Annotated in this window: 19 protein-coding genes; 10 read left to right on the top strand and 9 right to left on the bottom strand. The window is 70.9% G+C overall.

Going from position 1 to position 26072, the window contains the following annotated elements; translation table 11 throughout:
- Together ACIBG7_RS23685 and ACIBG7_RS23680 are read left to right on the top strand one after the other, a co-directional pair.
- On the top strand, nt 1–1515 hold the full coding sequence (locus ACIBG7_RS23685; protein WP_397337609.1) for a tripartite tricarboxylate transporter permease: 1515 nt from the start codon (nt 1–3) through the stop codon (nt 1513–1515).
- A gap of 129 nt (nt 1516–1644) precedes the next feature.
- The gene (locus tag ACIBG7_RS23680) at nt 1645–3801 is read left to right on the top strand and encodes a transglycosylase domain-containing protein (protein ID WP_397337608.1); all 2157 of its coding nucleotides are present in this window, start codon (nt 1645–1647) and stop codon (nt 3799–3801) included.
- 9 nt (nt 3802–3810) lie between these two features.
- On the opposite strand, the gene ACIBG7_RS23675 is transcribed toward ACIBG7_RS23680, so the two are convergent.
- Nucleotides 3811–4971 (bottom strand): ROK family protein, encoded by a 1161-nt coding sequence (locus ACIBG7_RS23675; protein ID WP_357926459.1) that lies wholly within the window; start codon nt 4969–4971, stop codon nt 3811–3813.
- A 137-nt stretch (nt 4972–5108) separates the two neighbouring features.
- On the opposite strand from ACIBG7_RS23675, the gene ACIBG7_RS23670 reads away from it, so the two are divergent.
- The 6 genes from ACIBG7_RS23670 to ACIBG7_RS23645 are packed head-to-tail and all read left to right on the top strand — an operon-like array spanning nt 5109 to nt 12825.
- On the top strand, nt 5109–6353 hold the full coding sequence (locus ACIBG7_RS23670) for a Gfo/Idh/MocA family protein (RefSeq protein ID WP_397337607.1): 1245 nt from the start codon (nt 5109–5111) through the stop codon (nt 6351–6353).
- The gene (locus ACIBG7_RS23665) at nt 6350–7960 is read left to right on the top strand and encodes a beta-N-acetylhexosaminidase (RefSeq protein ID WP_397337606.1); all 1611 of its coding nucleotides are present in this window, start codon (nt 6350–6352) and stop codon (nt 7958–7960) included. The genes ACIBG7_RS23670 and ACIBG7_RS23665 overlap by 4 nt, the downstream gene beginning before the upstream one ends.
- Before the next feature lie 32 nt (nt 7961–7992).
- Entirely contained in the window at nt 7993–9267 is a 1275-nt protein-coding gene (locus ACIBG7_RS23660) for an ABC transporter substrate-binding protein (protein ID WP_397337605.1), read from the top strand.
- Between the two features lie 2 nt (nt 9268–9269).
- Nucleotides 9270–10202 (top strand): sugar ABC transporter permease, encoded by a 933-nt coding sequence (locus ACIBG7_RS23655; RefSeq protein WP_357926469.1) that lies wholly within the window; start codon nt 9270–9272, stop codon nt 10200–10202.
- Nucleotides 10195–11004: a carbohydrate ABC transporter permease gene (locus ACIBG7_RS23650; protein WP_357926472.1), complete on the top strand. Its 810-nt coding sequence runs from the start codon at nt 10195–10197 to the stop codon at nt 11002–11004. The genes ACIBG7_RS23655 and ACIBG7_RS23650 overlap by 8 nt, the downstream gene beginning before the upstream one ends.
- Before the next feature lie 57 nt (nt 11005–11061).
- Nucleotides 11062–12825, top strand: coding sequence for a bifunctional metallophosphatase/5'-nucleotidase (locus ACIBG7_RS23645; RefSeq protein ID WP_397337604.1), 1764 nt, complete (start codon nt 11062–11064; stop codon nt 12823–12825).
- Nucleotides 12826–13386: 561 nt separating this feature from the next.
- Here the strand turns inward: ACIBG7_RS23645 and gatB are convergent.
- From gatB to gatC, 3 genes are read right to left on the bottom strand one after another with little or no spacing between them, the layout of a single operon-like run.
- Nucleotides 13387–14865, bottom strand: coding sequence for an Asp-tRNA(Asn)/Glu-tRNA(Gln) amidotransferase subunit GatB (gene gatB / locus ACIBG7_RS23640; protein WP_397337773.1), 1479 nt, complete (start codon nt 14863–14865; stop codon nt 13387–13389).
- A 5-nt stretch (nt 14866–14870) separates the two neighbouring features.
- Nucleotides 14871–16361, bottom strand: coding sequence for an Asp-tRNA(Asn)/Glu-tRNA(Gln) amidotransferase subunit GatA (gatA, locus tag ACIBG7_RS23635; RefSeq protein ID WP_357926477.1), 1491 nt, complete (start codon nt 16359–16361; stop codon nt 14871–14873).
- Nucleotides 16358–16657, bottom strand: coding sequence for an Asp-tRNA(Asn)/Glu-tRNA(Gln) amidotransferase subunit GatC (gene gatC / locus ACIBG7_RS23630; RefSeq protein ID WP_357926479.1), 300 nt, complete (start codon nt 16655–16657; stop codon nt 16358–16360). Before gatC ends, gatA begins: the two co-directional genes overlap by 4 nt.
- Nucleotides 16658–16745: 88 nt before the next feature.
- On the opposite strand from gatC, the gene ACIBG7_RS23625 reads away from it, so the two are divergent.
- Complete coding sequence (locus ACIBG7_RS23625) at nt 16746–17243, top strand: N-acetyltransferase (protein ID WP_357926482.1); 498 nt, start codon at nt 16746–16748, stop codon at nt 17241–17243.
- 4 nt (nt 17244–17247) lie between these two features.
- Here ACIBG7_RS23625 and ACIBG7_RS23620 read toward each other — a convergent pair whose 3' ends face one another.
- The 3 genes from ACIBG7_RS23620 to ACIBG7_RS23610 all read right to left on the bottom strand — a co-directional run bounded on the left by ACIBG7_RS23620 (nt 17248) and on the right by ACIBG7_RS23610 (nt 21654).
- Nucleotides 17248–19290 (bottom strand): EAL domain-containing protein, encoded by a 2043-nt coding sequence (locus ACIBG7_RS23620; RefSeq protein WP_357927009.1) that lies wholly within the window; start codon nt 19288–19290, stop codon nt 17248–17250.
- Nucleotides 19291–19429: 139 nt separating this feature from the next.
- Nucleotides 19430–20158, bottom strand: coding sequence for a class I SAM-dependent methyltransferase (locus ACIBG7_RS23615; protein ID WP_397337603.1), 729 nt, complete (start codon nt 20156–20158; stop codon nt 19430–19432).
- An 11-nt stretch (nt 20159–20169) separates the two neighbouring features.
- Complete coding sequence (locus tag ACIBG7_RS23610) at nt 20170–21654, bottom strand: MFS transporter (RefSeq protein ID WP_397337602.1); 1485 nt, start codon at nt 21652–21654, stop codon at nt 20170–20172.
- Nucleotides 21655–21846: 192 nt separating this feature from the next.
- Here ACIBG7_RS23610 and ACIBG7_RS23605 point away from each other — a divergent pair, with 192 nt between their 5' ends.
- Nucleotides 21847–22743, top strand: coding sequence for a hypothetical protein (locus ACIBG7_RS23605; protein WP_397337601.1), 897 nt, complete (start codon nt 21847–21849; stop codon nt 22741–22743).
- Between the two features lie 82 nt (nt 22744–22825).
- Here the strand turns inward: ACIBG7_RS23605 and ligA are convergent, their stop codons facing one another.
- Nucleotides 22826–25009: an NAD-dependent DNA ligase LigA gene (gene ligA / locus ACIBG7_RS23600; RefSeq protein ID WP_397337600.1), complete on the bottom strand. Its 2184-nt coding sequence runs from the start codon at nt 25007–25009 to the stop codon at nt 22826–22828.
- Nucleotides 25010–25073: 64 nt separating this feature from the next.
- Nucleotides 25074–26069, bottom strand: coding sequence for a methionine synthase (locus tag ACIBG7_RS23595; protein WP_397337599.1), 996 nt, complete (start codon nt 26067–26069; stop codon nt 25074–25076).
- Between the last annotated feature and the right edge of the window lie 3 nt (nt 26070–26072).

Raw genomic sequence — 26072 nt, 5'->3', positions numbered from 1 at the left:
ATGGAATCGTTCCAGCTCCTGATGGACGGCTTCGCCGCCGCCCTCACCCCGCAGAACCTGCTCTACGCCCTGCTGGGCGTCACCCTCGGCACCCTGGTCGGGGTGCTGCCCGGCATCGGCCCGGCGATGACCGTCGCGCTGCTGCTGCCGATCACCTTCACCGTGGAGCCGGCCAGCGCCTTCATCATGTTCGCCGGCATTTACTACGGCGGCATGTACGGCGGCTCGACGACCTCGATCCTGCTCAACACGCCCGGCGAGTCCTCCAGCATGATCACCGCGCTGGAGGGCAACAAGATGGCCCGCCGCGGCCGGGCCGCCCAGGCGCTGGGCACCGCGGCGATCGGCTCGTTCGTGGCGGGCACCATCGCCACCGCGCTGCTCGTGGTGGCCGCGCCGCTGGTGGTGGACTTCGCCATCTCCTTCGGCGCGGAGGACTACTTCGCGCTGGCCGTCCTCGCCTTCACCGCGGTGTCGTCGGTGATGTCGCGTAGTGTCGTGCGCGGGCTGGCCTCGCTCGGGTTCGGGCTGGTGATCGGCCTGGTCGGCATCGACGAGCAGACCGGCCAGGCCCGGCTCACCTTCGGCCTGCCGCAATTGCTCGGCGGCATCGAGGTGGTCGTCGTCGCGGTCGGCCTCTTCGCCCTGGGCGAGGCGCTCTACGTCGCCTCCCGGATGCGGCACACGCCGCCGGACATCATCCCGGTCGGCCGGGCCTTCCTCGGCCGCAGCGACTGGGCGCGGTCCTGGAAGCCGTGGCTGCGCGGCACCGCCCTGGGCTTCCCGTTCGGCGCCCTGCCGGGCGGCGGCGCGGAGATCCCGACCTTCCTGTCGTACGCCACGGAGAAGCGGCTGGCCCGCTCCGACGAGTTCGGGAAGGGCGCCATCGAGGGCGTGGCCGGTCCGGAGGCGGCCAACAACGCCTCGGCCGCGGGCACCCTGGTCCCGCTGCTGACGCTGGGCCTGCCCACCTCGGCCACCGCCGCGATCCTGCTGGCCGCCTTCCAGCAGTACGGCCTGCAACCCGGCCCACAGCTCTTCGACCACAACCCGGCACTGGTGTGGGGCATGATCGCCTCGCTGTTCATCGGCAACGCGATGCTCCTGGTGCTGAACCTGCCGCTGGCGCCGATGTGGGCCAAGGTGCTGCACGTCCCGCGTCCCTACCTCTACGCCGGCATCGTGGTCTTCGCCGCGCTGGGCGTCTACGCGCTCAACGGCTCGGTGGTCGATCTGGTGGTGTTGTTCCTGCTCGGCCTGCTCGGTTTCGCGATGCGGCGCTTCGGCCTGCCGGTCGCGCCCGCGGTGATCGGCATGATCCTCGGGCCGATGGCCGAGATCCAGCTCCGCCGCGCGCTGGCCATCGGCGCGGGCGACGTGAGCGTGCTGGTGAAGAGCCCGGTGGCGGTCACGCTGCTGGCGTTGTCCCTGCTGGCGCTGCTCATGCCGCTGATCCGCCGGCTGTGGGCACGGCGGAGCGGCGATGCGGTCACGACCTCGTCACAGCAGGAGTAGGCCCTCCTCCTGCGGGCATCACGGGAGAGGTTCTCGGGAGGAACGCGACGTCACGGCCCCGCCGGCCCTGTCCACCGGCGGGGCCTCGGCGTGTCTGGGGTAGTTGTGAAGGAACGCTACGTTTGTTACATGGGGACTTGGGGCAAACGGGATGACTCTGCGCGAGGCGCACTGGCCAAACTGGCGACCGCGGCGCTGACCGGCGGCGTGCTGGTCGCCGCCCTGGCCCTGCCCACGGTGGGCGGCGGCGGCGTGATCGTCAAGGCGGCCCTGGAAGACCTCGACCTGCGCCCGGTGAAGCTGGTGGAACCCCCGCTCGCCGAGAAGATCACCCTGCTGGACAAGGACGGCAAGCAGTTCGCCCAGTTCTTCGACCAGAACCGCACCTCCGTCGGCCTCGACCAGGTCGCCGAGGAGATGAAGACCGCGATCGTCGCCATCGAGGACTACCGCTTCTACGAGCACGGCGCCATCGACCTCGAAGGCACCATGCGCGCGCTGGCCAAGAACGTCGCCAAGGGCGGCGTCGACCAGGGCGGCTCCACGATCACCCAGCAGTACGTCAAGCAGGTGCTGGTCAACAGCGCCAAGACCGACGCCGAGCTGAAGGCGGCCATCGAGACGACCGTCGGGCGCAAGCTCAAGGAACTGCGCTACGCGCTGTACGTCGAGCAGACCTACACCAAGCCGCAGATCCTGGAGAAGTACCTCAACATCGCCTACTACGGGGCCGGGGCCTACGGGGTGCAGGCCGCGGCGCGGCGCTTCTTCGCCAAGAACGCCGCCGACCTCGACCTCGCCGAGGCGGCCACGCTGGCGGGAGCCGTACAGAGCCCGGGGGTGACCGACCCGAGCCGCGGCAAGCAGGCGCGCGCCCGGCTGCTGGAGCGGCGCAACACCGTCCTCGACCGGATGGCCGAGCTGGGCAAGATCACCCCGGCCGCCGCGGCCGCGGCCAAGAAGCGGCCGCTCGGCTACCTGGGCAAGACCTACACCCAGGGCTGCGAGCAGAGCCGCTACCCCTATTTCTGCCTCTACGTCCGGCACGAGATCCTCAACGACCCCAAGCTCGGCGAGCGCGCCTTCACCAGCGGCGGCCTCACCGTGAAGACCACGCTCGACCCCAAGATGCAGCAGGCCGCCGACCGGGCGATCCGCCAGTACGTCTCCAGGAAGGACAAGCCGGTGGCCGCCGAGGCCATGGTCGTGCCCGGCACCGGCGCGATCACCGCGATGGCCGCCAGCCGGCCGTTCGGCTCCGACGCGGCCAAGAACGAGATCGGCTACAACCTGGTCGGCGACAGCCGGCACGGCGGCGGCGCGGGCTTCCAGGCCGGCTCCACCTTCAAGGTCTTCACCCTGATCGCGGCCCTGGAGCAGGGCATGCGCTTCGGCGACGGCAACACCACCGGCGCGGCCTACCACGCGCCCAGCGCCTCGGCCTTCCGCGACTGCAAGGGCAACGCGGTCGGCGACCCCTCCCACCCGGTGCGCAACTCCAGCGAGGGCGGCGGCGGCTTCAAGACCCTGCAGACCGGCACCTGGAGCTCGGTCAACACCTTCTTCCTGGCGCTGGAGGAGAAGGTCGGCCTCTGCCAGACGGTCAAGGTCGCCGAGAAGCTCGGCATCAAGCGCGCGGACGGCAAGCCGGTCAGGCAGTTCGAGACCTTCACCCTCGGCGCGGACGAGATGGACCCGGTCACCGTGGCCGCCGCCTACGCCGCGCTCGGCGCGCGCGGCCGGTACTGCCGGCCGATGGCGATCCTGGAGATCCGCGACGACCGCAGCGGCAAGGTGGTCAAGAACCGGCCCTCCTGCCGGCAGAACATCGAGCCGGAGGTGGCCGACGCGGTCAACGACATCCTGTCCGGGGTGTTCACCAAGGGCACGATGAGCGGCGTCGGCGGCCTCGGCCGGGACGCGGCGGGCAAGACCGGCACCACCGACAACTACACCGCGGCCTGGTTCGCCGGGTACACCCCCGACCTGGCCGCCGCGGTGAGCCTGGGCGACCCGCGCGGCGCGTTCTCGCACGACCTGATCGGGGTGACCATCGGCGGGCGGCCCTACGGGTACGTGCAGGGCGCCACGATCTCGGGGCCGATCTGGAAGCAGTCGATGCTGGGCGCACTCGCGGGCACCCCTGCGACCTCGTTCACCCCGCCCGATCTGCAGCGTTTCGGCGGCTGCAGCACCGGGTGCGCGCCGCGCCAGCCCGAGCGCGACCAGTCGCCGCCCTCCGACGGCGAGGACACCGTGGACTTCGGCGACTTCTTCGGCCGGTAAAGAGCTTCCTCAGCGGACCGGGGCCACCGGCCGCGCGAGGGAGCCCTCGGGGGAGAAGTAGTGCCGCTCGACCTGCTCCAGCGCCTGGCAGGCCGCCCCGAGCGCCACGCACTCCTCCCCCAGTGACGAGGGCCGGATCTCGGGCACCCGCAGGCAGTGCGGTTCGAGTGCGCTGCGCAGCGCGGGCAGCAACACGTCCGCCGAGCGCGAGAACCCGCCGCCCAGGACCACGAGCTCGGGGTCGAGCGTCATGATCATCGCGGCGGTGCCGACCGCCAGGTGACCGGCATAGCGGCGCACCGCCGCCAGCGCCTCGGGGTCGCCGGTGCGGGCGGCGGCGAACACCGTCCCGGCCGCCGCCGAGGGCGGCACCCCCTCGGCCACCGGGCAGCTCTCCAGTTCCCCGGCCATGGTGGTCCAGCCGGTCAGCTCCATCAGCCCGATCTCGCCGGTGGCGCCGCTGAAGCCGTGGTACAGCATGCCGTTGATCATGAGCGCGGCGCCGGGCCGGCGGCCCACATGCAGGTAGACCAGGTCGTGCACGCCCGCGGCCACGCCCAGCCGCTGCTCGGCGAGGGCGGCGAGCTTGCTGTCGTTCTGGATGGTGATCGGGCAGGGCAGGTGCTGCCCCAGATAGCCCGCGAGGTCGACGCCGACCCAGTCGGGCAGCTCCCAGACCCGGGTGACGCGCCCCTGGCGGTCGACCACGCCGGTGGTGCCGGCGGAGACGCTCCACACCCGGTCGGGGGTCAGGCCGGAGGCGACCAGCGCCGCGTCGATCGCCCGGTTCACCGCGTCGAGCCGCTCCTGGCGGGTGGTGCCCCGGCTGACCGCCGTGCGCCCGCTGGCGACGGTACGGCCGGCGAGATCGGTGACCAGGGCCAGGACCTTGTTGACCCCTATGTCGAGACCGAGCACGTGCCCGGCGTCGGCGCGGAAGCGGTAGCGCTTGGCGGGCCGGCCCATGCCGCCCGCCGCCGGTTCGACCTCCGCGATCCAGCCGCGTTCCTGCAGATCGGTGATCACGTCGCCGATCGAGGGACGGGACAGCCCGGTCCTGGTGGCCAGCTCGGTGAGGGTGAGCGGTCCGTCCGCCTCGCGCAGCGCCCGGATGCTGCCGAGCGAGTTGAGCTGGCGCAACCGTTGAAGGTCGCCACCGCTGACCTGCACGAACCCCTCCCCACTATTGCTGGACTCCTCATTATGGCCCCATGCATGCATGGAAAGCCAGCGTCTTCAAGCCCTTGACCTGACATCGGGAGGGGGACTAATCATGGTCTCCATAATAAGTATCGGGGAGTGAGCGAATGAGTGTGACGTTGGCGATCGTGGGCGCGGGCTCGCGCGGCCAGATCTACGCCCGGGAGGCCGTCGCCGACGGCCGGGGGCAGGTCGTGGCCGTGGCCGACCCGGACCCGGCCAGACGGGGACTGCTGGCCGCCGAGTACGGCATCCCGGAGGAGGCCTGCTTCGCCGACTGGACGGAGCTCGCCGCCCAGCCCAAGCTGGCCGACGCCGTGGTGATCGCCACCCAGGACCGGATGCACGTCGAGCCCGCGGTGGCCTTCGCCGGCCTCGGCTACGCCATCCTGCTGGAGAAGCCGATGGCGCCGACCGAGCCGGAGGCCCGCCGGATCGCCGAGGCGGCCGAGCGGGCCGGGGTGATCTTCGCCGTCTGCCACGTGCTGCGTTACACCGCCTACACCAAGGCGCTCAAGGAACTGATCGCCGGCGGCCGGCTGGGCACCCTGTCCAGCATCCAGCACCTGGAGCCGGTCGGCTGGTGGCACCAGGCGCACTCCTTCGTCCGCGGCGCCTGGCGCAACAGCGCCGAGTCCGGCCCGATGCTGCTCACCAAGTCCTGCCACGACCTCGACTGGCTGCTGTACGTCATGGACGACGTCCCCACCGGGGTCGCCTCCTTCGGCTCGCTCACCCACTTCCGCAAGGAGAACCACCCGGAGGGCGCCGGCGAGCGCTGCACGAGCTGCGCCGTCGAGCCCACCTGCCCCTACTCGGCCAAGCGGCTGTACCTGAGCTGCCTCGGCGACCCCAAGCGCGAGTTCTGGCCGCTCGGCCCGGTCACCACCGACGCCACCACCGAGGGCGTGCTGCACGCCCTGGAGAACGGCCCCTACGGGCGGTGCGCCTACCTGTGCGACAACGACGTCGTCGACCAGCAGGTCGTCATGCTGGAGTTCGCCGGCGGCGCGACCGCCTCGTTCACGATGACCGCCTTCACCCCGCTCGAGCACCGCAAGACGCGCGTCTTCGGCTCGCACGGCTTCGCCGAGGGTGACGGCCGGATGCTGCGGGTGGTCGACTTCGCCACCGCCACCGAGCAGATCATCGACACCGCCACCGGCGCGGGGGCCTCACTGGCCGACGGGCACGGCGGCGGCGACACCGGGCTGATCCGGGCCTTCCTCGACGCGGTGACCTCGGGCGAGCAGGAACGGCTCGGCGCGACCGCGGCCGACGCGCTGGCCGGACACCTGGTGGTCTGGGCCGCCGAGCGGGCCCGCGAGACCCGGACGGTGACCGCCCCATGACCACGGTTCCCTGCCCGGCCGAGGTGGAGGCGGGCGACGGGCGGTTCGCGCTCACCCCGGACACCCCGCTGACCGCCGATCCGGCGCTGGCGCGGGCCGCCGCGTGGTTGCGCGAGACGCTCACCCCCGCCACCGGCCTCCCGCTGCCCGAGGGGCCGGAGGGCGTCGAGATCCGGCAGGTCACCGGCCTCGGCCCCGAGGAGTACCGCCTGACGATCACCCCGGAGCGGGTGCTGGTCGAGGCGAGCGACCCGGCCGGCGGCTTCTACGGCGCGCAGACCCTGCGCCAGTTGCTCGACCCGGCCGCCTTCCGCGCCAGCCGCATCGCCGAGCAGACCTGGACCCTCCCCGCCCTCACCGTCTCCGACCGCCCGCGCTACGGTTGGCGCGGCTGCCTGATCGACGTGGCCCGGCACTTCCTGCCGAAGAACGACCTGCTGCGCTACATCGACCTGCTCGCCATGCACAAGCTCAACGTGCTGCACCTGCACCTGACCGACGACCAGGGCTGGCGCCTGGAGATCGCCAAGTACCCGAAGCTCACCGAGGTCGGCGGCTGGCGGCGCGAGTCGCCCATCGGCTCCATCGTGCACGAGCGCTTCGACGGCCGCCCGCACGGCGGCTACTACACCCGCGAGGACATCCGCGAGATCGTCGCCTACGCGGCCGACCGCTTCGTCACCGTCCTGCCGGAGATCGACCTGCCCGGCCACACCCAGGCGGCCATCGCCGCCTACCCCGAGCTCGGCAACCTGGCCGAGCCGCTGGAGGTCGGCACCCGCTGGGGCGTCCAGGACCACGTGCTCAACGTCTCCGACGCCACGATCGCCTTCTTCCTCGACGTCCTGGACGAGGTGCTGGAGCTGTTCCCCAGCCGCTACGTCTGCGTCGGCGGCGACGAGGCGCGCAAGGTGCAGTGGGTGGAGAGCCTGGACGCCAAGCAACGCATGGCCGACCTGGAGCTGGCCACCCCCGAGGAGCTGCAGACCTGGTTCGTCCGGCACTTCACCGACTACCTCGTCGAGCGCGGGCGCGTCCCGCTCGGCTGGGACGAGTTGCTCGAAGGCGGCGTCCCGCCGGGCACCGCGGTGGCGGCCTGGCGCGGCGAGCCGGTCACCCGGCTGGCGGTGCGGGCCGGGCATGACGTCGTCGTGTCCCCTTTCACCGCGACCTACCTGGACTTCCGCCAGTCCGACTCCCCCGACGAGCCGGTGCCCATCGGCAGCGTCACCTCGTTGCGGTCGGTCCACGACTTCGACCCGGTGCCCGACGGGCTGGACGACGAGGAACGGGCCCGCGTGCTGGGCGCCCAGGCGGCGCTCTGGACCGAGCACATCGACTCGCCACGGCTGCTCGACTACATGGCCTTCCCCCGGCTGGCCGCCTTCGCCGAGGCGGTCTGGACGGGCGGCCGTGACTACGAGGACTTCCTTGTACGGCTTGCCGTACACGAGGAGAGGTTGCGGGCCCTCGGCGTGGAGTTCCGGCCGCAGGACGGCCCGCTGCCCTGGCAGCGGCGCCCGGACGCACCCGGCCGGCCCCGCACCCGGGCCGAGGTCGACGCGGAGCTCGAGAGCTGGACGGCGCTGCTGCGGAGATCGTCGTAACACCCCCCACCCCCACGAAAGGAGAGGCTCACATGAGCCTTAACCGCCGAATTACCGGCATATTGGCGCTGTCGCTGGTGCTCAGCGCCTGCGGTTCGGGTTCCGGAGGCGACTCCGGCGCCTCCTCCGGCGGCACGTCGGAGAAGGCCGAGATCAGCTACGCCATCTGGGACAAGAACGACCAGCCGGGCACGCTGAAGATCATCGAGGCTTTCGAGAAGAAGAACCCGACCATCAAGGTCAAGCTCGAAGTGACCCCGTGGGACCAGTACTGGACCAAGCTCCAGACCGCGGTCACCGGCGGCGCCGCGCCCGACGTCTTCTGGATGAACCCGCTCAACCTGCGCCTGTACGCCAAGAGCGGCGTGATCCTGCCGGTGGACGAGAGCAAGATCGACCTGTCCGGCTTCCCGCAGCCGATCGTCGACAGCCACCGCTACGAGGGCAAGCTGTACGGCACGCCGCGCGACCTCAGCGTCACCGGCCTCTGGTACAACAAGGAGCTGTTCGACCAGGCCGGCGTGAAGTACCCGACCGCCGACTGGACCTGGGACGACTTCCGCGCCGCCGCGCAGAAGCTCACCATCCCGGACAAGAAGCAGTACGGCTTCCTCAGCTACCGCTGGGACCAGGGCGGCTTCTACAACACGATCTTCCAGGCCGGCGGCTACGTCATCTCCCCCGACGGCAAGAAGTCGGGCTACGACGACCCCAACACCATCAAGGGCCTGGAGTTCTGGACCGACCTGATCGCCAAGGACAAGGTCAGCCCGTCGGCCCAGGTGATGAGCGACAGCGACCTGCTCGCGCTGTTCATGAGCGGCAAGTACGCCATGGCCTTCGGCGGCTCGTGGTTCGGCGCGCTCTACAAGGCCAACACCGAGACCGGCAAGAAGGTCGACATCGCACCGCTGCCCAAGGGCCCGGCCAAGGCGGCCACCGTCATGATGGGCCTGTCGAACGTGGTGTGGGCCAAGGGCAAGCACCAGGAGCAGAGCGCCGAGTTCGCCCGCTTCCTGGCCACCGAGGAGGCGCTGAAGATCCTCAGTGAGTCCGGTGGCGCCTCGCTGCCCGCCCTGCCCAGCGCGCGGGACGCCTACTACAAGAGCTTCCCCGACTACCACCTCAAGGAGATGGTGGACGCCTCCGTGCCCAACGGCGTCCCCTTCCCGGTGAGCATCAACACCGCCAAGTGGCTCGCGGTCCAGGACAAGCTCCTGCCCGAGGCCTGGGCGGGCACCCGGCCCACCGCCGACGTGGCCAAGGAGATCGCCACGCAGATGAACGAGATCCTGGCCAAGGAATAACGATGGTTCTCACCACGGAACGGGCCGCCGCCAAGGCGACGGCCCCGACCGGGCGCCGGCCGCCGCGACGGGAGTGGCTCTGGGGGTACGCGCTGGTCGCGCCCATGGCCCTCGGCCTCGCCGTCTTCTACCTGTGGCCGATCGTCCAGACCTTCTACCTGAGCCTGAACGAGACCGGCCCGTTCGGCGGCGAGACGTGGGTGGGCCTGGCGAACTTCGCCGACCTGCTCGCCGACGAGGACATGCACGGCGCGCTGCGCAACAGCCTGGTCTACGCGTTGATCGTGCTGGCCGGCGTGCCGCTGTCCATCGTGATCGCCGCGCTGCTCAACGTGCCGAAGCTGCGCGGGCTCGGCTTCTACCGCACGCTCTACTTCCTGCCGGTCGTCACCATGCCGGCGGCCATCGGCCTGACCTGGCGCTACCTGTACAACGGCGACTTCGGGCCGATCAACTACGCGTTGTCGCTGGTCGGGATCGAGGGGCCCTACTGGGTCTCCGATCCCGACGTCGTCATCTTCGCGATCGGCGTGGTCGGCATCTGGTGCTCGGTCGGGTACAACGCCGTGCTGTTCCTGGCCGGGTTGCAGGGCATCCCCAAGCACTACTACGAGGCCGCCGAGATCGACGGGGCGAGCCGGATGCGGCAGTTCTTCCGCATCACGCTGCCGCTGCTCACGCCGACCACCTTCTTCGTCGTGGTGATCACGATGATCAACGCGTTCCAGGTGTTCGACCTGATCTTCCTCATGATCGACGATAGCGGAACCGGCATGCCAGGCGCCCGCTCGATCGTCTACCTCTTCTACCAGAAGGGCTTCGTCGAGCACAGCCGCGGCTACGCGGCGGCCATCGCGGTCGTCCTGCTGGCGATCATCCTCGTCCTGACGGCCATCCAGTTCCGGCTGCAGAAGAAGTGGGTCCACTATGAGTAGGCGGTGGACGGTCCACCTCGCCCTGCTGTTCGGCGGGATCATCATGATCACGCCGTTCGTCTGGCAGATCGTCGTCTCCCTGCAGACGGTGACCGAGTCGATGCGCACGCCGCCGCAGTTCTGGCCGTCGTGGCAGTGGCACAACTTCGTGGACATCTTCCAGACGGTGCCGCTGGGCCGGCAGTTCCTCAACACCGTGGTGGTCACCATCGCGGTGACCGCCGGGCAGCTCCTGCTCTGCTCGCTGGCGGCCTTCGCCTTCGCGCGGCTGGAGTTCCCCGGGCGGGGCCTGATCTTCACGCTCTTCCTGACCGTGCTGATGGTGCCCGGCGAGCTGTTCCTGCTGCCGCGGTACGAGATCATGCAGGGGCTCGGCTGGCTCAACACGCTCCAGGCGCTCGCCGCGCCGGGCATCTTCGGGGCCTTCGGCGTCTTCCTGCTGCGGCAGTTCTTCCTCTCCCTGCCCAAGGAACTGGACGAGGCGGCCCGGCTGGACGGGGCCAATCCGATCCAGATCTACTGGTACATCATGCTCCCGCTGGTCAAGCCGGGCCTGCTGGCGCTCGGGCTGCTGACCGTCATGTGGTCGTGGAGCAGCCTGCTCTGGCCGCTGGTGGTCAACACTGACCCGGAGATGATGACGCTCTCGGCCGGGCTGGCCTCGCTGCGCGGGCAGTACCTGACCAACTTCCCCATCCTCTTCGCCGGGTCGATCGTGGCCTCGCTGCCGGTGATCGTTCTCTTCGTGGTCATGCAACGGCAGTTGATCGCCGGTATCGCGTTCACCGGATCGAAGGGTTAGCCCGCCAGTCTTTTCTCCTCATTTATCCCCCAATCACCCCCTCTGAGGAGTTTTTGCATGCGCTCCCCCCTGCTTCGCTATGCCCTGGCCGCGGGCGTCGCCCTCGCGACGCTCGCCGCCGGAGGCGCCCCGGCGGCCGCCAAGCCCCGGCCCGTGGACGTGCAACTGCTGTCGTACACCGACTTCCACGGCTACCTCACCCCGATGAACAACGTGAACGACGGCACCATCAAGGACGCCCAGGGCAACACCCTGATCGTGGGCGGCGCGCCGTACATCGCCACCCACCTGAAGCGGCTGCGGGAGGGCAAGCGGAACACGATCACCTTCTCCACCGGCGACGCCTTCAGCGGCTGGCCGGTCGAGGTCTCCCAGCACGCCGACGAGCCCACGATCGAGTTCATGAACAAGATCGGCACGAGCTTCAACGCCGTCGGCAACCACGAGCTGGACCGCTCGCTGGAGTTCCTGCGCGACCACATCGGCAAGGGCGAGTGCTTCGGCGTCGTGGGCGAGGACAGCTGCTTCCTCGACTCCGACGGGCAGATGTTCGGTGGCGCGAAGTTCACCACCTCCTCCGCCAACATCACCATGAAGGGCTCCACCGAGCCGATCTTCGCGCCCTACCTGATCAAGCGGTTCGGCAACGTCAAGGTGGGCTTCATCAACCTGACCACGCCCACCACCGTGACCGGCTCCACCTCCTACCAGCCCTCGCTGGGCGAGCTGCCGCTGGTCGAGACGGCCAACAAGTACGCCGCCGAGCTGAGCCGGCGCGGCGTCAAGGCGATCGTGGTCAACCTGCACGAGGGCGGCGCCGCCGGCACCGACTTCAACGGCTGCAACAGCGCGCTCACCGGCCCGGTCGCCGACTTCGCCAAGAACGCCTCACCCGAGATCGACGCGATCATCACCGGGCACTGGCACGCCGCCTTCAACTGCTCCATCCCGGACCCCGCGGGCAACCCCCGCCCGGTCGTCGAGGCCTCCAACCACGGGCGGCTCCTCAACGAGATGAACCTCAAGATCGACGTCCGCACGAAGGACGTCATCCGCGACTCGATCGTCTCGGTCAACCACGCCGTGACCCGCGACGTGACCCCTGACCCCGAGATGGTCACCATGGTCGACTACTGGAACGCCAAGGCCAAGGAGACCTACGCCCGGCCGGTCGCCAAGATCACCGGTGACCTGACCCGTGTCCGTGACGCCGACGGCGAGAGCACCCTCGGCAACACCGTCGCCGACGCCGCCTACGCCGACGGCCAGACCACCGGCGGCGGCGCCGACCTCGCCATGGTCGCGGTCGCCCCGGTCAAGGGCTCCAACTCGCTGCGCGGAGACCTGCTGTACGCCAAGGGCGCCAACCCCGCCGACAGCGACGGGACCGTGTTGTTCGGCGAGGCCTGGGCCGCCTGGGGGTACGCCAACCCCGTCCTCACCGTCTCGGTGACCGGCGCCCAGATCGAGCAGGCCCTGGAGCAGCAGTGGCAGACCCAGGCCAACGGCACCGTCCGCTTCGCTCCCCTGGCCGTCTCGGGCAACGTGCGCTTCTCCTACGACCTGTCCAAGGCCGTGGGTGACCGGGTGCTGGCGCAGAACGTGCTGATCAACGGGCAGCCGCTCGACCCCGCCAAGACCTACCGCCTGGCCGCCCTGGCCTACACCCTCCTCGGCGCCGACGGCTACACGGCCTTCGCGGGGTACACCGACGCCATCCGTGGCGAGCGTGACTACGAGGCCTTCCGCACCTACCTGCGCAAGGCCGGCACCCTCACCCCGCCCGCCCTCGACCGCGCCATCGCCCTCCCCGCCGGCTGACCCCTCCCCCAGGGATCCCGGCCTCCGCCAGAGCCCGGGATCCCTCAGCGGCTGGGATTGCTCAGCAGCCGTGCCTCCCCCGGATGGCCGGGATCGTCGGGACGCCACCGCACGCCGCCCCGCCGACCCCGGCCACCTGGAACACCTACCTCGGCCGATCGCGAGCGCCGCCGCCTCGCCGCCGGGAACGGTCGGCCAACCCGGAGGTCTCCACGGCGGCGGGCCCGCACCACACCACGGAACCCGTGCGCACACCACGGCACCGCCGACGCCGGACCCGCAGCCGCGCCACCCGGAGAAGGCCCGCCGCAGGAAAACCCGCACACCGAGACTCGCCGCAGGAGCGCGGCGCGCAGCAACCCGCCGCCGGGAGCCTGCGCGTGAGAAACCTGCCTTCCGCCGTCAGAAGCGTGCGGGAGGGCAACCCCTGAGGAGCGCGGATGGCCGCCAAGGCCACCCGCCCGGGGGTTTGGGGGTGGGCCGACAGGCTCACCCCCAATGGACACAGACCGAAGCCGGGGTGCGAGCGCGAGCACCCCGGCGAAGGGCCGAGCAGTTAGCTCAGGAGACGCCGAGCTTCTCCAGGATGAGCTCCCGTGCCCGCCCAGCATCCGCCTTACCCCGGCTGAGCTTCATGACGGCACCCACCAAAGCCCCCACCGCAGCAACCTTGCCCGACCGGACCTTCTCGGCCGCGTCGGCGTTGTCCGCCAGCACCTGCTCGATGATCCCCGCCAGCTCGCCCTCGTCCGCGATCTGGAGCCCGCGCTTGGCCACGACCTCGTCAGCCGTGCCCTCGCCCGCGAGGATGCCCTCCAGGGCCGCCCGCGCCAGCTTGTCGTTGAGCGCGCCGGAGGCCACCAGCTCGGTGACCCGGGCGACGTCGACCGGCGTGATGGCCAGGTCGGCGAGAGCCGTACCGGACTCGTTGGCCCGCCGGGCCAGCTCGCCCATCCACCACTTGCGCGCGTCGGCCGCCGGGGCGCCCGCGGCGATGGTCGCCTCGACGAGGTCGACCGCGCCGGCGTTGGTCATCGACTCCATGTCGTGCTCGGAGACGCCCCACTCCTCCCGCAGCCGCAGGCGCTTGACGCGCGGCAGCTCCGGCAGCGAGGCGCGCAGCGACTCCACCCAGGCCACGTCGGGCGCGATCGGCACCAGGTCGGGGTCGGGGAAGTAGCGGTAGTCCTGGGCCTCCTCCTTGGAACGGCCGGGCGTGGTGGTGCCGGTGTCCTCGTGGAAGTGGCGGGTCTCCTGGGTGATCTTGCCGCCCTCGCTCAGGAGGTAGGCCTGGCGCTCGATCTCGCCGCGCACCGACCGCTCGACCGAGCGGAAGGAGTTGACGTTCTTGGTCTCGGTGCGGGTGCCCCACGGCTCGCCCGGCTTGTTCAGCGAGACGTTGACGTCGAAGCGCATCGAGCCCTGGTCCATGCGGACGTCGGAGACGCCCAGCGAGCGCATGATCTCGCGCAGTTCGATGCCGTAGGCCTTGGCGACCTCGGGGGCGAGCTCGCCGGTGCCGGTGATCGGCTTGGTGACGATCTCGACCAGCGGGATGCCGGCGCGGTTGTAGTCGACGATGGAGTAGTCGGCGCCGTGGATGCGGCCGGTCGCGCCACCCACGTGGGTGGACTTGCCGGTGTCCTCCTCCAGGTGCACGCGCTCGATCTCGACGCGGAAGGTCCGCCCGCCGACCTCGACGTCGAGGTAGCCGTCGGAGCACAGTGGCTCGTCGTACTGCGAGATCTGGTAGTTCTTCGGCATGTCCGGATAGAAGTAGTTCTTCCGGGCGAAGCGGCACCACTCGGCGATGGAGCAGTTCAGCGCCAGGCCGATGCGGATGGTCGCCTCGATCGCCGCCTCGTTGGCCACCGGCAGCGCGCCGGGGAAGGCCAGGCAGGTCGGGCAGACCTGGGTGTTGGGCGGCTCGCCGAAACCGGTGGCGCAGCCGCAGAACATCTTGGACTCGGTGCCCAGCTCGACGTGCGTCTCCAGGCCCAGCACGGGCTCGAAGCTCTGCAGAGCCTTGTCGAAAGCCATCACGCTCACAGTGCGGGAGCCTCCTTCAGCAGCGGACCGCCCCAGCGGGCCTCGAAAGCCTTCTCCAGGGCCGCGCCGACGCGGTAGCAGCGGTCGTCGCCCAGCACCGGGGCCATGATCTGCAGGCCGACCGGCAGGTTGTCCTCGTCGGCCAGGCCGCACGGCACGGAGATGGCCGCGTTGCCCGCCAGGTTGGACGGGATGGTGCACAGGTCGGCGAGGTACATCGCCATCGGGTCGTCGGCCCGCTCGCCGATCGCGAACGCCGTGGTCGGCGTGGTCGGCGAGATGAGCACGTCCACCCGCTGGTAGGCGTTCTCGAAGTCGCGCGCGATGAGCGTGCGGACCTTCTGCGCCTGGCCGTAGTAGGCGTCGTAGTAGCCGCTCGACAGCGCGTAGGTGCCGAGCATGATCCGGCGCTTGACCTCGGGGCCGAACCCGGCCGCGCGGGTGAGCGCCATGACCTCCTCGGCGCTGCGCGTGCCGTCGTCCCCGACGCGCAGGCCGTACCGCATGGCGTCGAACCGGGCGAGGTTCGAGGAGCACTCGGAGGGCGCGATCAGGTAGTAGGCCGGCAGCGCGGTGCCGAAGGTCGGGCAGGAGACCTCGACGATCTCGGCGCCGAGCGACTCCAGGAGCTTGACCGCCTCGTTGAAGCGGGCCAGCACGCCCGGCTGGTAGCCCTCGCCGCCGAACTCCTTGACCACGCCGATCCGCATGCCGGAGACGTCGGCCTGCTGGGTGGCGGCCACCACCGACGGCACCGGGGCGTCGATCGAGGTGGAGTCCATCGGGTCGTAGCCGGAGAAGGCCTCGTGCAGCAGCGCCGCGTCGTGGACGTTGCGCGCGAACGGGCCGGGCGTGTCCAGCGAGGAGGCGAAGGCGATCAGGCCGTAGCGGGACGAACCGCCGTAGGTCGGCTTCATGCCCACGATGCCGGTGACCGCGGCGGGCTGCCGGATCGAGCCGCCGGTGTCGGTGCCGGTGGACAGCGGCGCCTGGTAGGCCGCCACGGCCGCGCTGGAGCCGCCGGAGGAGCCGCCCGGGATGCGCGACAGATCCCACGGGTTGCGGGTCACGCCGTAGGCGGAGTTCTCCGTCGAGGAGCCCATGGCGAACTCGTCGAGGTTGGTCTTGCCCAGGATGACGAGCCCCGCCGCGCGCAGCCGCGCCGTCACGGTCGCGTCGTACGGCGGGCGCCACCCTTCGAGGATCTTGGAGGCGGCGGTGGTGGGCATGTCGCGCGTGGCGAAGATGTCCTTGTGCGCGATCGGCACCCCGGCCAGCGGGCCGAGCTTCTCGCCGGCGCGGATGCGGGCGTCGACCTGGCGGGCCTGCTCCAGGGTGACCTCGCGGTCGACGTGCAGGAACGCGTTGACCTTCGGCTCGGTCGCCTCGATGCGGTCGAGGTGCGCGGCGGCGATCTCCTCGGCGGAGACCTCGCCCGCGGCGACCAGGGCGCCGAGCTCGGCTGCGGTCTTGTGGATCAAGCTCATTCCTCCTCCCCGAGGATCCGCGGCACCTTGAACCTGTCGTCCTCTACGGCCGGCGCGTTGGCCAGGGCCTGCTGAGGCGTCAGGGACTGTCGCACCTCGTCGGCACGGAAGACGTTGGTCAGCGGGAGCGCGTGCGACGACGGAGGCACGTCCTCGGCGGCGACCTCGGCCACCTTCGCGACCGACCCGATGATCACATCGAGCTGGGTGGCGTAGTGGTCGAGTTCGTCGTCCGTGAGCGCCAATCTGGACAGTTTGGCCAGGTGGGCGACCTCGTCGCGGGTTATGGCGGACATGAGTCGGTGAACCCGTTTCGTGGTTGGGCAGCGATTTGTCGTGACCTCGGCAAGCTCGGTCACACGGTCACCTGTCATCCTAGGGGGCATGACGGAGAGCGACCGAACCGTTTACCAGCCGGACATCAGGGACGAGCGGCCCGAGGACCGGGCGGCGGTGTGGCAGGTCGAGGCCGACGCCTTCGGCCGCACCGCGGAGGCCGACCTGGTGGGCCGCCTGGCGGACGACACCGCCTTCTCGCTCGTGGCCGAGCTGGACGGGCGCATCGTGGGGCATGTCCTGTTCACCTGGCTGCCGGTCGGCGACCGGCGGGCGCTCGCGCTCGCGCCGCTCGCCGTACAGCCCGGGGTGCAGGGCAGGGGCGTCGGCGGCGCGCTGGTCAGGGCGGGGCTCGCCCGCGCGGAGGCACTCGGCGTGCCCGGCGTCGTGGTCCTCGGCGACCCTGGCTACTACGGCCGTTTCGGCTTCACCGCCGACCACCGGATCACCCAGGCGTACGGCTGGCCGGCCGAGGCCTTCCAGGCGATCACGTACACCGACCTCGCCGGCCCCGCGGTCTACCCGGCGGCCTTCCTGGAGGAGTGACCCTTCAGACCGGGGTCTCCACGCCGGCGCGGGCGATGGCGTGCTCGCGCAACCACACGGTGGCCGCCGCGGCCGGCATCGGCTGGCTGAACAGCCAGCCCTGGCCCATGTCGCAGCCCATCTCGACCAGCCGCTCGGCCACCGCCTCGCTCTCCACGCCCTCGGCCACCGAGCGCAGCCCGAGCGAGCGGACGAGGTCGACGATGGAGCGCACGATGCGCTCGTCGTCCTGGGAGTCGACGATCCGGCTGACGAACGAGGCGTCGATCTTGACCTCGGACACCGCCAGGCGCTGCAGCCGGATGAGCGAGGAGTAGCCGGTGCCGAAGTCGTCGAGCGAGAGCGGGACGCCCAGCGTGGCCAGCGCCTTGATGGTGTCGTGCGCCTGCTCCCCGGTCAGCACCCGCTCGGTGACCTCGAGCTGGATCGCCTCCGGCGGGAGCCGGTAGCGCGCCAGGCCCAGCTCCAGTTGCTCGGGCAGCGCCGAGTCGAGCAGGTCGCGGGCCGAGACGTTGACCGCGACCTGCACCCGCAGGCCGGTGTGCCACCAGCGGGCGGCCTGCTCCAGCGCGCCCTCGATCACGTACTCGGTGAGCTGCCGCATCAGATAGGACTGCTCGGCCAGCGGCACGAACTCCGAGGGCGGGATCGAGCCGCGGGTCGGGTGCCGCCAGCGCAGCAGCGCCTCCATGCCGACGACCGAGCCGTCCTCCAGCCCGATCTTGGGCTGGTAGTGCAGGCGGAGCTGCCGGTTGTCGAGGGCGCGGCGCAGGTCGCCGAAGAGGCCGAGGCGTTCCGGAGAGTTGCGGTCCTTGTCGGCCTGGTAGAGCTCGACCCCGGTGCGGGCCTCCTTGGCCTGGTACATGGCCACGTCGGCGCGCTGCAGCAGCAGCTCGAAGTCGGGGGCGTGGTCGGGGTAGAGCGCGATGCCCACCGAGCCGTCGAGGTCGAACGACATGCCCTCCAGGCGCACCGACTCGGTCAACGCCACCCGCAGCCGCGCGGCGACCTCGCGGGCGGCCTGCACGTCACGCACCTTCGGCAGCAGCACCGCGAACTCGTCGCCGCCGAGCCGCGCGACGACGTCGCCCGGCCGTACGGTGTGGGTGAGCCGGTGGGCCATGAGCTGCAGCAGCCGGTCGCCCACGGGGTGGCCCAGGGTGTCGTTGACCTGCTTGAGCCCGTGCAGGTCCATCAGGAAGAAGCCGACCTTCTCCCCCACGCGCGCCTCGGCCAGCGCCTCCTCGGTGGCGACGCTGAGCAGCTTGCGGTTGGGCAGGCCGGTGAGCTCGTCGTGCATGGCCTGGTGGTCGCGGCGCATGGACAGCGTGGCGGTGAAGTAGACCGCGACCAGGGGCGCCACGAAGAGCGGCACCAGGCCCGGCGAGTCCTCCATCACGATCACCACGAGCGGTGCGAGGCCGAGCAGCCCGGCGTACACCAGCGCCTGCGGGCCCATCGTGGCCTTGAGCACGCGGGTGATCGAGCGCCGCTCGTGCAGCGCCACCGCGCCCGAGACCAGCAGCGCACGGACCACGAAGTAGGCCACGCCCGCCAGCGCTATCGCCGGCAGGTCCGCGCCGGTCGGCGCCCAGGTGGCCACCGGCGTCGGCACGATCCCGAACACCCCCAGCACCACCGCGGCCGCGGTCAGCGCCAGCGTCGCCTGCGCGATGTTGAAGATCACCCGATGCCACGCCTTGCGTACCGCGATCCCGTTGACCACCACCCCCACGGCCTGCATGAGCACCGCCACGGGCAGGCCGAAGTGCAGCAGCGCCGCGAAGGTGAACATCGTCGAGGGATACGTGCCGCCGACCGGCGCCTGCGAGGAGAGCATCACCGGGCGCAACTCGCCGAGCAGCACCAGCACGCCCAGCACCCAGAACAGGGGCAGCCCGCTCACCAGCGCCAGCTCCTGCGGGCCCAGCCGGAGCTGCGCCACGACCAGGGCCGTCAGGCCGATCACGGAGACCGCGACAAGGTAGGCCCACAGCGGCGAGCCCACGCGCGGTCCGGTGTCGCGGGTGTCGTTCGGGTCGGTCATCGGAAGCAGAACCCCCAAGCGGTCACTATGGGAGGGTACGGCCTTTGCTCCACTTCGCGAAACCAGTCGCGTACGTTCCGTCACTTTCTACGAAGGATTGGGAGTGGTGGGGCGGATGAGGCAGGGTTTGCGGCGTTCGTCAGGGCCGCCTGGCCAGCGTGACGATCTCGCGGCTCTCCTCGGTGATCGGGCCGCGCCGCCAGTCGCCGTACTGCGCCTCGATCTCGAACCCGGCCTCGGTCAGGAAGCCGTTGAGCGTGGCCACGTCCATGAAGCGCAGGCTGGTGCGGTCGACCCGGGCCACCTCGCCCTCCACGCTGGTCGTCTCGGTGAAGGTCACCACGTCGCCGGCCACCTGTTCCACCCGGTGCTCGACCCAGAGCTTGCGGCCCCGGCCGTCGACCACCTCCGAGCCGTTCTCCGGGTTCCAGGACTCCCAGGCCCGGGCCTGCGGGTGGCGGGTCTCGAAGGCGAACACGCCGCCGGGCCGCAACGCCCGCCGCACGGCGGCGAGCGAGGCGCGCACCTCCGCGTCGGTCACCAGGCACTGGAAGGCGTGGCTGACCATGGTGGCCAGGGCGAACTCCGCGTCCCACCGCACGTCCGCGGCCACCCCGTGCACCCATTCGATGTCCGTACGGCTCCGCGCCCGGGCCAGGGCCGAGGCGTCCGGGTCGATCCCCACCAGGCGGCCGGTGTGCCCGCCGGCCCGGGCCAGACGCAACATCGCCCCGGTGCCGCAGCCGACGTCCAGAACGGAGTCGGCGGCGGCCACCAGGGCGTCGTAGAAGGCGTCGCTCGGCCAGGCGGCGGGGTCCCAGGGGTTCAGCCGGTCGTAGAGCTCGGCCGCCTCGTCATCAGTGAACACCCGGGCATTATTCAGGCCGTCTCGTGCGCCGCCAACCGGTTTTCCGGCTGGTCAGCCGGGGCGGGCCTGCGGTCGCGGATGACCACGACGGCCAGGACCGCCGCGGCCAGCACGGCGACCGCGCTGATCACGAACGCGCCGGACATCCCGGAGGTGAAGGCCTCCCGGGCGGCCTGCGCGAGGCCGGGGTCGCCCAGGGCGATCGCGTCGCCGATCGAGCGCCTGGCCTGCTCGGGAGCCTCAACCGGGAGCGCGGCGGCGTAGTTGCTCGCCAGCAGGCTGCCCAGCACCGCGACGCCCAGGGCCGCGCCGGCCTGCTGGATGGTGTCGTTGAGCGCCGAGCCGACCCCGGCGTGCTCTTGCGGGACGGTGCCCATCAGCGCGGCGATCGCCGACGGCATCGCCAGGCCGCCGCCCGCGCCCAGCACGAACAGCGCGATGGCCGGCAGCACGAACCCGGCGTCGGCCGAGAGCGAGGCCATCAGCCCGAATCCCACGGCGGACACGACCAGGCCGGTGGCGATCATCGCCCGGTTGCCGACCCGCGCGCCCAGCGTCGCGCCGAGCCCGTTGAACAGCAGCGAGGCCACCGCCATCGGGATGAACGCCAGGCCGGCCTGGGTGGCGCTGTAGCCGAGCACGTACTGCAGGAACTGGGTCAGCACCAGCAGCAGCCCGCCGTTGCCGATCTGCACCAGCGTCAGGGAGAAGCTCGCGCCGCTGAAGGTGCGGTCGCGGAACAGGCGCAGGGGCACCATCGGGTACGGCGTGCGCAGCTCCCACACCACGAACCCCGCCAGCGCGGCCACGGCCAGGGCGAGCGCGGGCACCGACAGGCCGTGCGGCAGCTCGATGATCGTCCAGACCAGCGCGGTCATGCCCACCGCTGACAGCACCGCGCCCAGCGGGTCGGCCTTGACCTGCGGGCCCTTGGACTCCGGCATCAGCACCAGCGCGGCGATCACGGCCAGGACGGTGACCGGGACGTTGATCAGGAACACCGCGCCCCACCAGAACCACCCGATCAGCGCGCCGCCCAGCACCGGGCCGCCGACGAAGCCCACCGTCGCCACCGCGCTCCAGGCGCCCATCGCCTTCCGGCGCTCCTGCTCGTCGAAGACGGTGATCAGGATCGAGAGCGTGCTCGGCATGATCAACGCGCCGCCGATGCCCATCACCGCTCTGGCGGCGATCAGCATCTCCGGGGAGGCGGCGTAGGTGGCGGCCAGGGAGGACAGACCGAACAGCACCAGGCCGATCACCATCACCTTTCGCCTGCCGTACCGGTCGGAGAGGCTGCCCGCGGTCAGCAGGAGGCCGGCGAAGACCAGGATGTAGGAGTCGATGATCCATTGGACGTCCTGCGCATCCGCCCCGAGATCGGCGGCCAGGGGCGGGATGGCGACCGTCAGCACCATGTTGTCGATCACCAGGACCAGGGTGCTCAGGCACAACACGATCAGGATCAGCCAGCGGCGGGGATCACGGGGGTTCATGGGGGACCTTTCGGGAAGTCGTGAACGTCGTGCTCGTCTTGCGCACACTGTACGCATGCGGAACAGTGTGCGCAACTGCGGATTTCGTATGCGCTTTTCTTTTCGAGCGAACGCTCAGTAATCGAACTCGCGATCGGCTAAATTTGACCACCGTCAGTAAATGATCCACCACAGAAAGGAAGGAGGTGTGCCATGTCGCCAGGTGTCCGGCACGAGATCCCCCTCGACATGATCCATCGGCGGCCGACTTTCGTCCTCGAACTGCTCGCCGTCGCGCTCGGGGTGGACACCTCGGAGTACGGCGACGTCCGGGTCGAGACGATCGAGCTCAACTCGATCCAGCCCACCGAACGGGCCGCCGACTCGGTCACCTCGGTCTCGATCCCCCAGGGCGACGGCCGCCGGCTGTACGTGATCGTCGAGGTGCAGCTCAAGTACGACGCGGCCAAGTGGTGGCGGTGGTGCTCCTACGTTGGCACCCTCATGGGGCGGCGGGAGCAGCCGGTCATCCTCGTCGTCATCTGCCCGGAACCCGCCGTCGCCGCAGGTTACGACCAGGCTTTCCAGCCCGACCACTCCTGCCTGATCCTCCGCCCCGTGGTCGTCGGGCCGGAGCGGCTGCTGCACATGGTGGAGGCCGAGGACGTGCTCGCCTCCCCCGAAATGGCCACCCTCGCCGCCGTCGCCCGGCCGAATCTCGAGGACTCCCTCGCGGTGGCGCGAACTCTTGTCACCATGAGTGATGAGAGGGGGCCGCTGTACTACTCATACCTGGCAGCCTGCCTGCCGGGGCCCATCCGAGAGGAACTGGAGAAGCAGATGGCAGTGACGTTCGAGCTCATCGACAACGAGTTCACCCGCCGCTGGGAAGCCCAAGGCCGCGCCAAGGGCAAGGCCGAAGGAAAGGAGGAAGGCAAGGCCGAGGGTCTCGCGGAGTCGGTGCTCACCCTGCTGGAGGTGCGCGGGTTCGTCCTCGGCGAGGAGCAGTGCGCCACCGTGATGGCCTGCAAGGAGGTCGATCAGCTCAAGGTCTGGCTGACCCGGGCCGCGACGGCCACCGAGCTGGACGAGGTGCTCGGCGACGCCTGACCCAGGCAGCCACCTCGGGGCCCGAAGGAGGGCGGGCCCCAGGGCGACGGGGAGCCGTCAAAAGGCGATGGGTGGAACCACGTCAGGGTTGGTCGGTGACGGCGGCTTGGGTGGCGGCGTCGGGGCCCTGGGTGAGGAGGATGTGGAAGCCCGCCTCGTCCAGGATGGGCACGCCGAGGGAGACGGCCTTGTCGTACTTGGAGCCGGCGTTCTCCCCCATCACCAGGAAGGACGTCTTCTTGGACACCGAAGAGGAGACCTTGCCGCCACGGCTGGTGAGGGCTTCGGCGGCGGAGTCGCGGGTGAAGTCGGTCAGGGAGCCGGTGACGACGAAGGTGAGCCCCTCCAAGGTCTGGGGACCCTTCTCGGGCGCGGGGGCGTCGGCCATGCGGACGCCGGCGGCCTTCCAGCGGGTGATGATCTCCCGGTGCCAGTCGACCTCGAACCACTCGCGGATGGTGGCCGCGACGCGGGGGCCGATGCCTTCGACGGCGGCGAGTTCGGCCTCGGAGGCGTTCATGATCGTGTCGATGTCGCGCATGGCGTTGGCCAGGGCCCGGGCGGTGGGCGGGCCGATGTGCCGGATGGAGAGGGCGACGAGGACCCGCCAGAGGTCGACCTGCTTGGCCCGCTCCAGCTCGTCCATGAGCTTGAGCGCGAGCTGCGAGGGCCCGCCGCCGAGGTTGGCGAAGAGGGAGACGACCTTGGGCTCGCCGGTCTTGGGGTCGGGCTTGGGCAGCCCGCTCTCCTGGTCCCGGACGACCGAGCGGATGGGTGTGATCTTGTCGAGGGTGAGGTCGAACAGGTCGGCCTCGGTGCGGACGGCGGGTTCCTGCGGCGGGACGGGCTGGGTCAGCGCGGTGGCGGCGACGTAGCCGAGGCCGTCGATGTCGAGGGCGTAGCGGCCGGAGGCGAAGTAGACGCGCTCACGGATCTGGGCCGGGCACGCGCGGGCGTTGGGGCAGCGCAGGTCGGCGTCGCCCTCCTTCTCGTAGGCCAGCTCGGTGCCGCACTCGGGGCAGTGGGTGGGCATGACGAACTCGCGCTCGCTGCCGTCGCGCAACGCGGCGACCGGGCCGACGATCTCGGGGATGACGTCGCCGGCCTTGCGCAGGACGACGGTGTCCCCGATGAGCACGCCCTTCTTGACCACGATGGCGGCGTTGTGGAGGGTGGCGCGCTCGACGGTGGAGCCGGCGACGACGACGGGCTCCATGACGGCGAAGGGGGTGACCCGTCCGGTGCGGCCGACGCCGACCTGGATGTCGAGGAGCTTGGTGTTGACCTCCTCGGGCGGGTACTTGAACGCGATGGCCCAGCGTGGAGCCCGCGAGGTGGAGCCGAGCTCGCGCTGCACCTGGAAGCGGTCGACCTTGACGACGACGCCGTCGATCTCGTAGGCCGGGTCGTGCCGGTGCTCCTCGTAGTGCCTGATGTAGGAGTTGATCTCGTCGAGGCCGGGCACCACCTGGTAGAGGTCGCTGACCGGCAGCCCCCAGGAGCGCAGCAGGTCGTAGACCTCCGACTGACGCTGCGGCGGCGCGGCGGAGCCCTGCCAGACGCCGATGCCGTGGACCAGCATGCGCAGCGGACGCTGGGCGGTGATCCGCGGGTCCTTCTGCCGCAGGGTACCGGCGGCGGCGTTGCGCGGGTTGGCGAAGGGCGGCTTGCCCTCGCCGACGAGCTGCTCGTTGAGCTGCTTGAAGCTCTCGACCGGGATGTAGACCTCGCCGCGGATCTCGACCAGGCTGGGCACGTCGTCGCCGGTGAGGCGGTGCGGGATGCCGTGGATGGTGCGGACGTTCGGCGTGACGTCGTCACCGGTGACCCCGTCGCCGCGCGTGGCGCCGCGTTCGAGCCGGCCGTCGCGGTAGACCAGCGCCACGGCCAGCCCGTCGATCTTGAGCTCGCACAGGTACGGCCCGGCATCCCCCTCGGCCAGCCGCTCGGCGCGCCCGATCCAGGCGGCCATGCCCTCGGCGTCGAAGGCGTTGTCCAGCGACTCCATCCGGGCCAGGTGCTCGACCTTGGCGAAGTCGCCCGAGACCGGCGCGCCCACCTTCTGGGTGGGCGAGTCGGGGGTGGCCAGCGACGGATGGGCCCGCTCCAGGGCCAGCAGCTCGTTGAACCACGCGTCGAACTGCGCGTCGCTCACCGTCGGCTGGTCGAGCACGTAGTACCGCCAGCGCGCGTCCTCCACCTGATCGCTGAGCTCGGCATGGCGCTTCATCGCGTCGACCGGGACGCCGGAGACCTCGCTACTCATAGGAGAAAACTATCTCCGAGCCCCGCCGGGTTCACCGCCCAATCCCCCGGCCACGACCACGGCTTTAACCTCCGTGCTGCCCGTTGAGCTCGGCGGCCGGGTCGTCCACCAGCACCTTGGCCGCCGCCCGGACGGCCTCCAGGGCCTTGCGCGCGTACGCCGGGGAGGCTCCGGCCAGCCCGCAGGACGGGGTGAGGACGACCTGGGAGGCCACCTGCGCGGGATCGAAGCCGAGCCGCCGCCACAGCTCCAGCGCCGGCCGGGCGATGGCCGCGGGGCCGGGGAGCCGGGTGTCGGTGCCGGGCACCACGCCGAGGAAGAGCGTCAGACCGGCCTCGACCGCCTCGCCGAGCGCCTCCTCGTCGCGCCGCCGCAGGAGCGTCAGGTCCAGGGAGATGCCGCGCGCGCCTGCCGTACGCAGCAGATCGACCGGGACCTCGGGCGCGCAGCAGTGCACGAGCGGCGCGTCGAAGGACTGCAGCGCCTGGGTGGCCGCCCACGGCTCGACCGCGGCCAGCCGTCCGAAACCGGAGGCGGTGGGCACGGTGCCGGCCAGCACGCCGGGCAGCGAGGGCTCGTCGAGCTGGAGCACGATCTCGGTCACCCCGGGCAGCCGCCGCCGGACCGTGGCGACGTGCTCGCTCACGCCCTGGGCCAGGGAGGCCACCAGGTCGCGTACGGCTCCCGCGTCGGCGAGGATCTTGTCGCCGTGCGGCAGCTCGATCGCGGCGGCCAGCGTCCAGGGGCCGGCGACCTGGAGTTTCAGCGGCCCCTCGTAGGCGTGGCCGACCTCCTCCAGCCCGTCGAGGTCGCGGGCGAGGTGGTCGGCGGCCCGCCGGTGGTCGCGTCCGGGGCGGCCGGTCAGCCGCCAGCCGGACGGCTGCACTTCCGCCGGCAGGTCCACCAGCAGGGCGGCGGTGCGGCCGATCAGGTCCGCGCCGACGCCGCGGGCGGGCAGTTCGGGCAGGTACGGCAGGCCGGGCGCCTCGCCGAAGACGACCCGGGCCGCCTCCAGGTGGTCGGTGCCGGGATGCGAGCCCACGCCGGTGGAAGAGAACATGCC

This window comes from Nonomuraea sp. NPDC050328 (genome assembly GCF_044459405.1).
In the GTDB taxonomy this organism is placed as follows: Bacteria; Actinomycetota; Actinomycetes; order Streptosporangiales; family Streptosporangiaceae; genus Nonomuraea.
This window is presented reverse-complemented; position numbering and strand designations above follow the sequence as displayed.

Coding starts and splice junctions, on each gene's coding strand:
- ACIBG7_RS23650 (WP_357926472.1), top strand. CDS start 10,195: ATGAGTAGGCGGTGGACGGTCCACCTCGCCCTGCTGTTCGGCGGGATC.
- ACIBG7_RS23620 (WP_357927009.1), bottom strand. CDS start 19,290: ATGACCGACCCGAACGACACCCGCGACACCGGACCGCGCGTGGGCTCG.
- ligA (WP_397337600.1), bottom strand. CDS start 25,009: ATGAGTAGCGAGGTCTCCGGCGTCCCGGTCGACGCGATGAAGCGCCAT.
- gatA (WP_357926477.1), bottom strand. CDS start 16,361: ATGAGCTTGATCCACAAGACCGCAGCCGAGCTCGGCGCCCTGGTCGCC.
- ACIBG7_RS23665 (WP_397337606.1), top strand. CDS start 6,350: ATGACCACGGTTCCCTGCCCGGCCGAGGTGGAGGCGGGCGACGGGCGG.
- ACIBG7_RS23670 (WP_397337607.1), top strand. CDS start 5,109: ATGAGTGTGACGTTGGCGATCGTGGGCGCGGGCTCGCGCGGCCAGATC.
- ACIBG7_RS23655 (WP_357926469.1), top strand. CDS start 9,270: ATGGTTCTCACCACGGAACGGGCCGCCGCCAAGGCGACGGCCCCGACC.
- ACIBG7_RS23625 (WP_357926482.1), top strand. CDS start 16,746: ATGACGGAGAGCGACCGAACCGTTTACCAGCCGGACATCAGGGACGAG.
- ACIBG7_RS23610 (WP_397337602.1), bottom strand. CDS start 21,654: ATGAACCCCCGTGATCCCCGCCGCTGGCTGATCCTGATCGTGTTGTGC.
- ACIBG7_RS23685 (WP_397337609.1), top strand. CDS start 1: ATGGAATCGTTCCAGCTCCTGATGGACGGCTTCGCCGCCGCCCTCACC.
- ACIBG7_RS23595 (WP_397337599.1), bottom strand. CDS start 26,069: ATGTTCTCTTCCACCGGCGTGGGCTCGCATCCCGGCACCGACCACCTG.
- ACIBG7_RS23680 (WP_397337608.1), top strand. CDS start 1,645: ATGGGGACTTGGGGCAAACGGGATGACTCTGCGCGAGGCGCACTGGCC.
- ACIBG7_RS23660 (WP_397337605.1), top strand. CDS start 7,993: ATGAGCCTTAACCGCCGAATTACCGGCATATTGGCGCTGTCGCTGGTG.
- gatC (WP_357926479.1), bottom strand. CDS start 16,657: ATGTCCGCCATAACCCGCGACGAGGTCGCCCACCTGGCCAAACTGTCC.
- ACIBG7_RS23645 (WP_397337604.1), top strand. CDS start 11,062: ATGCGCTCCCCCCTGCTTCGCTATGCCCTGGCCGCGGGCGTCGCCCTC.
- ACIBG7_RS23605 (WP_397337601.1), top strand. CDS start 21,847: ATGTCGCCAGGTGTCCGGCACGAGATCCCCCTCGACATGATCCATCGG.
- gatB (WP_397337773.1), bottom strand. CDS start 14,865: ATGGCTTTCGACAAGGCTCTGCAGAGCTTCGAGCCCGTGCTGGGCCTG.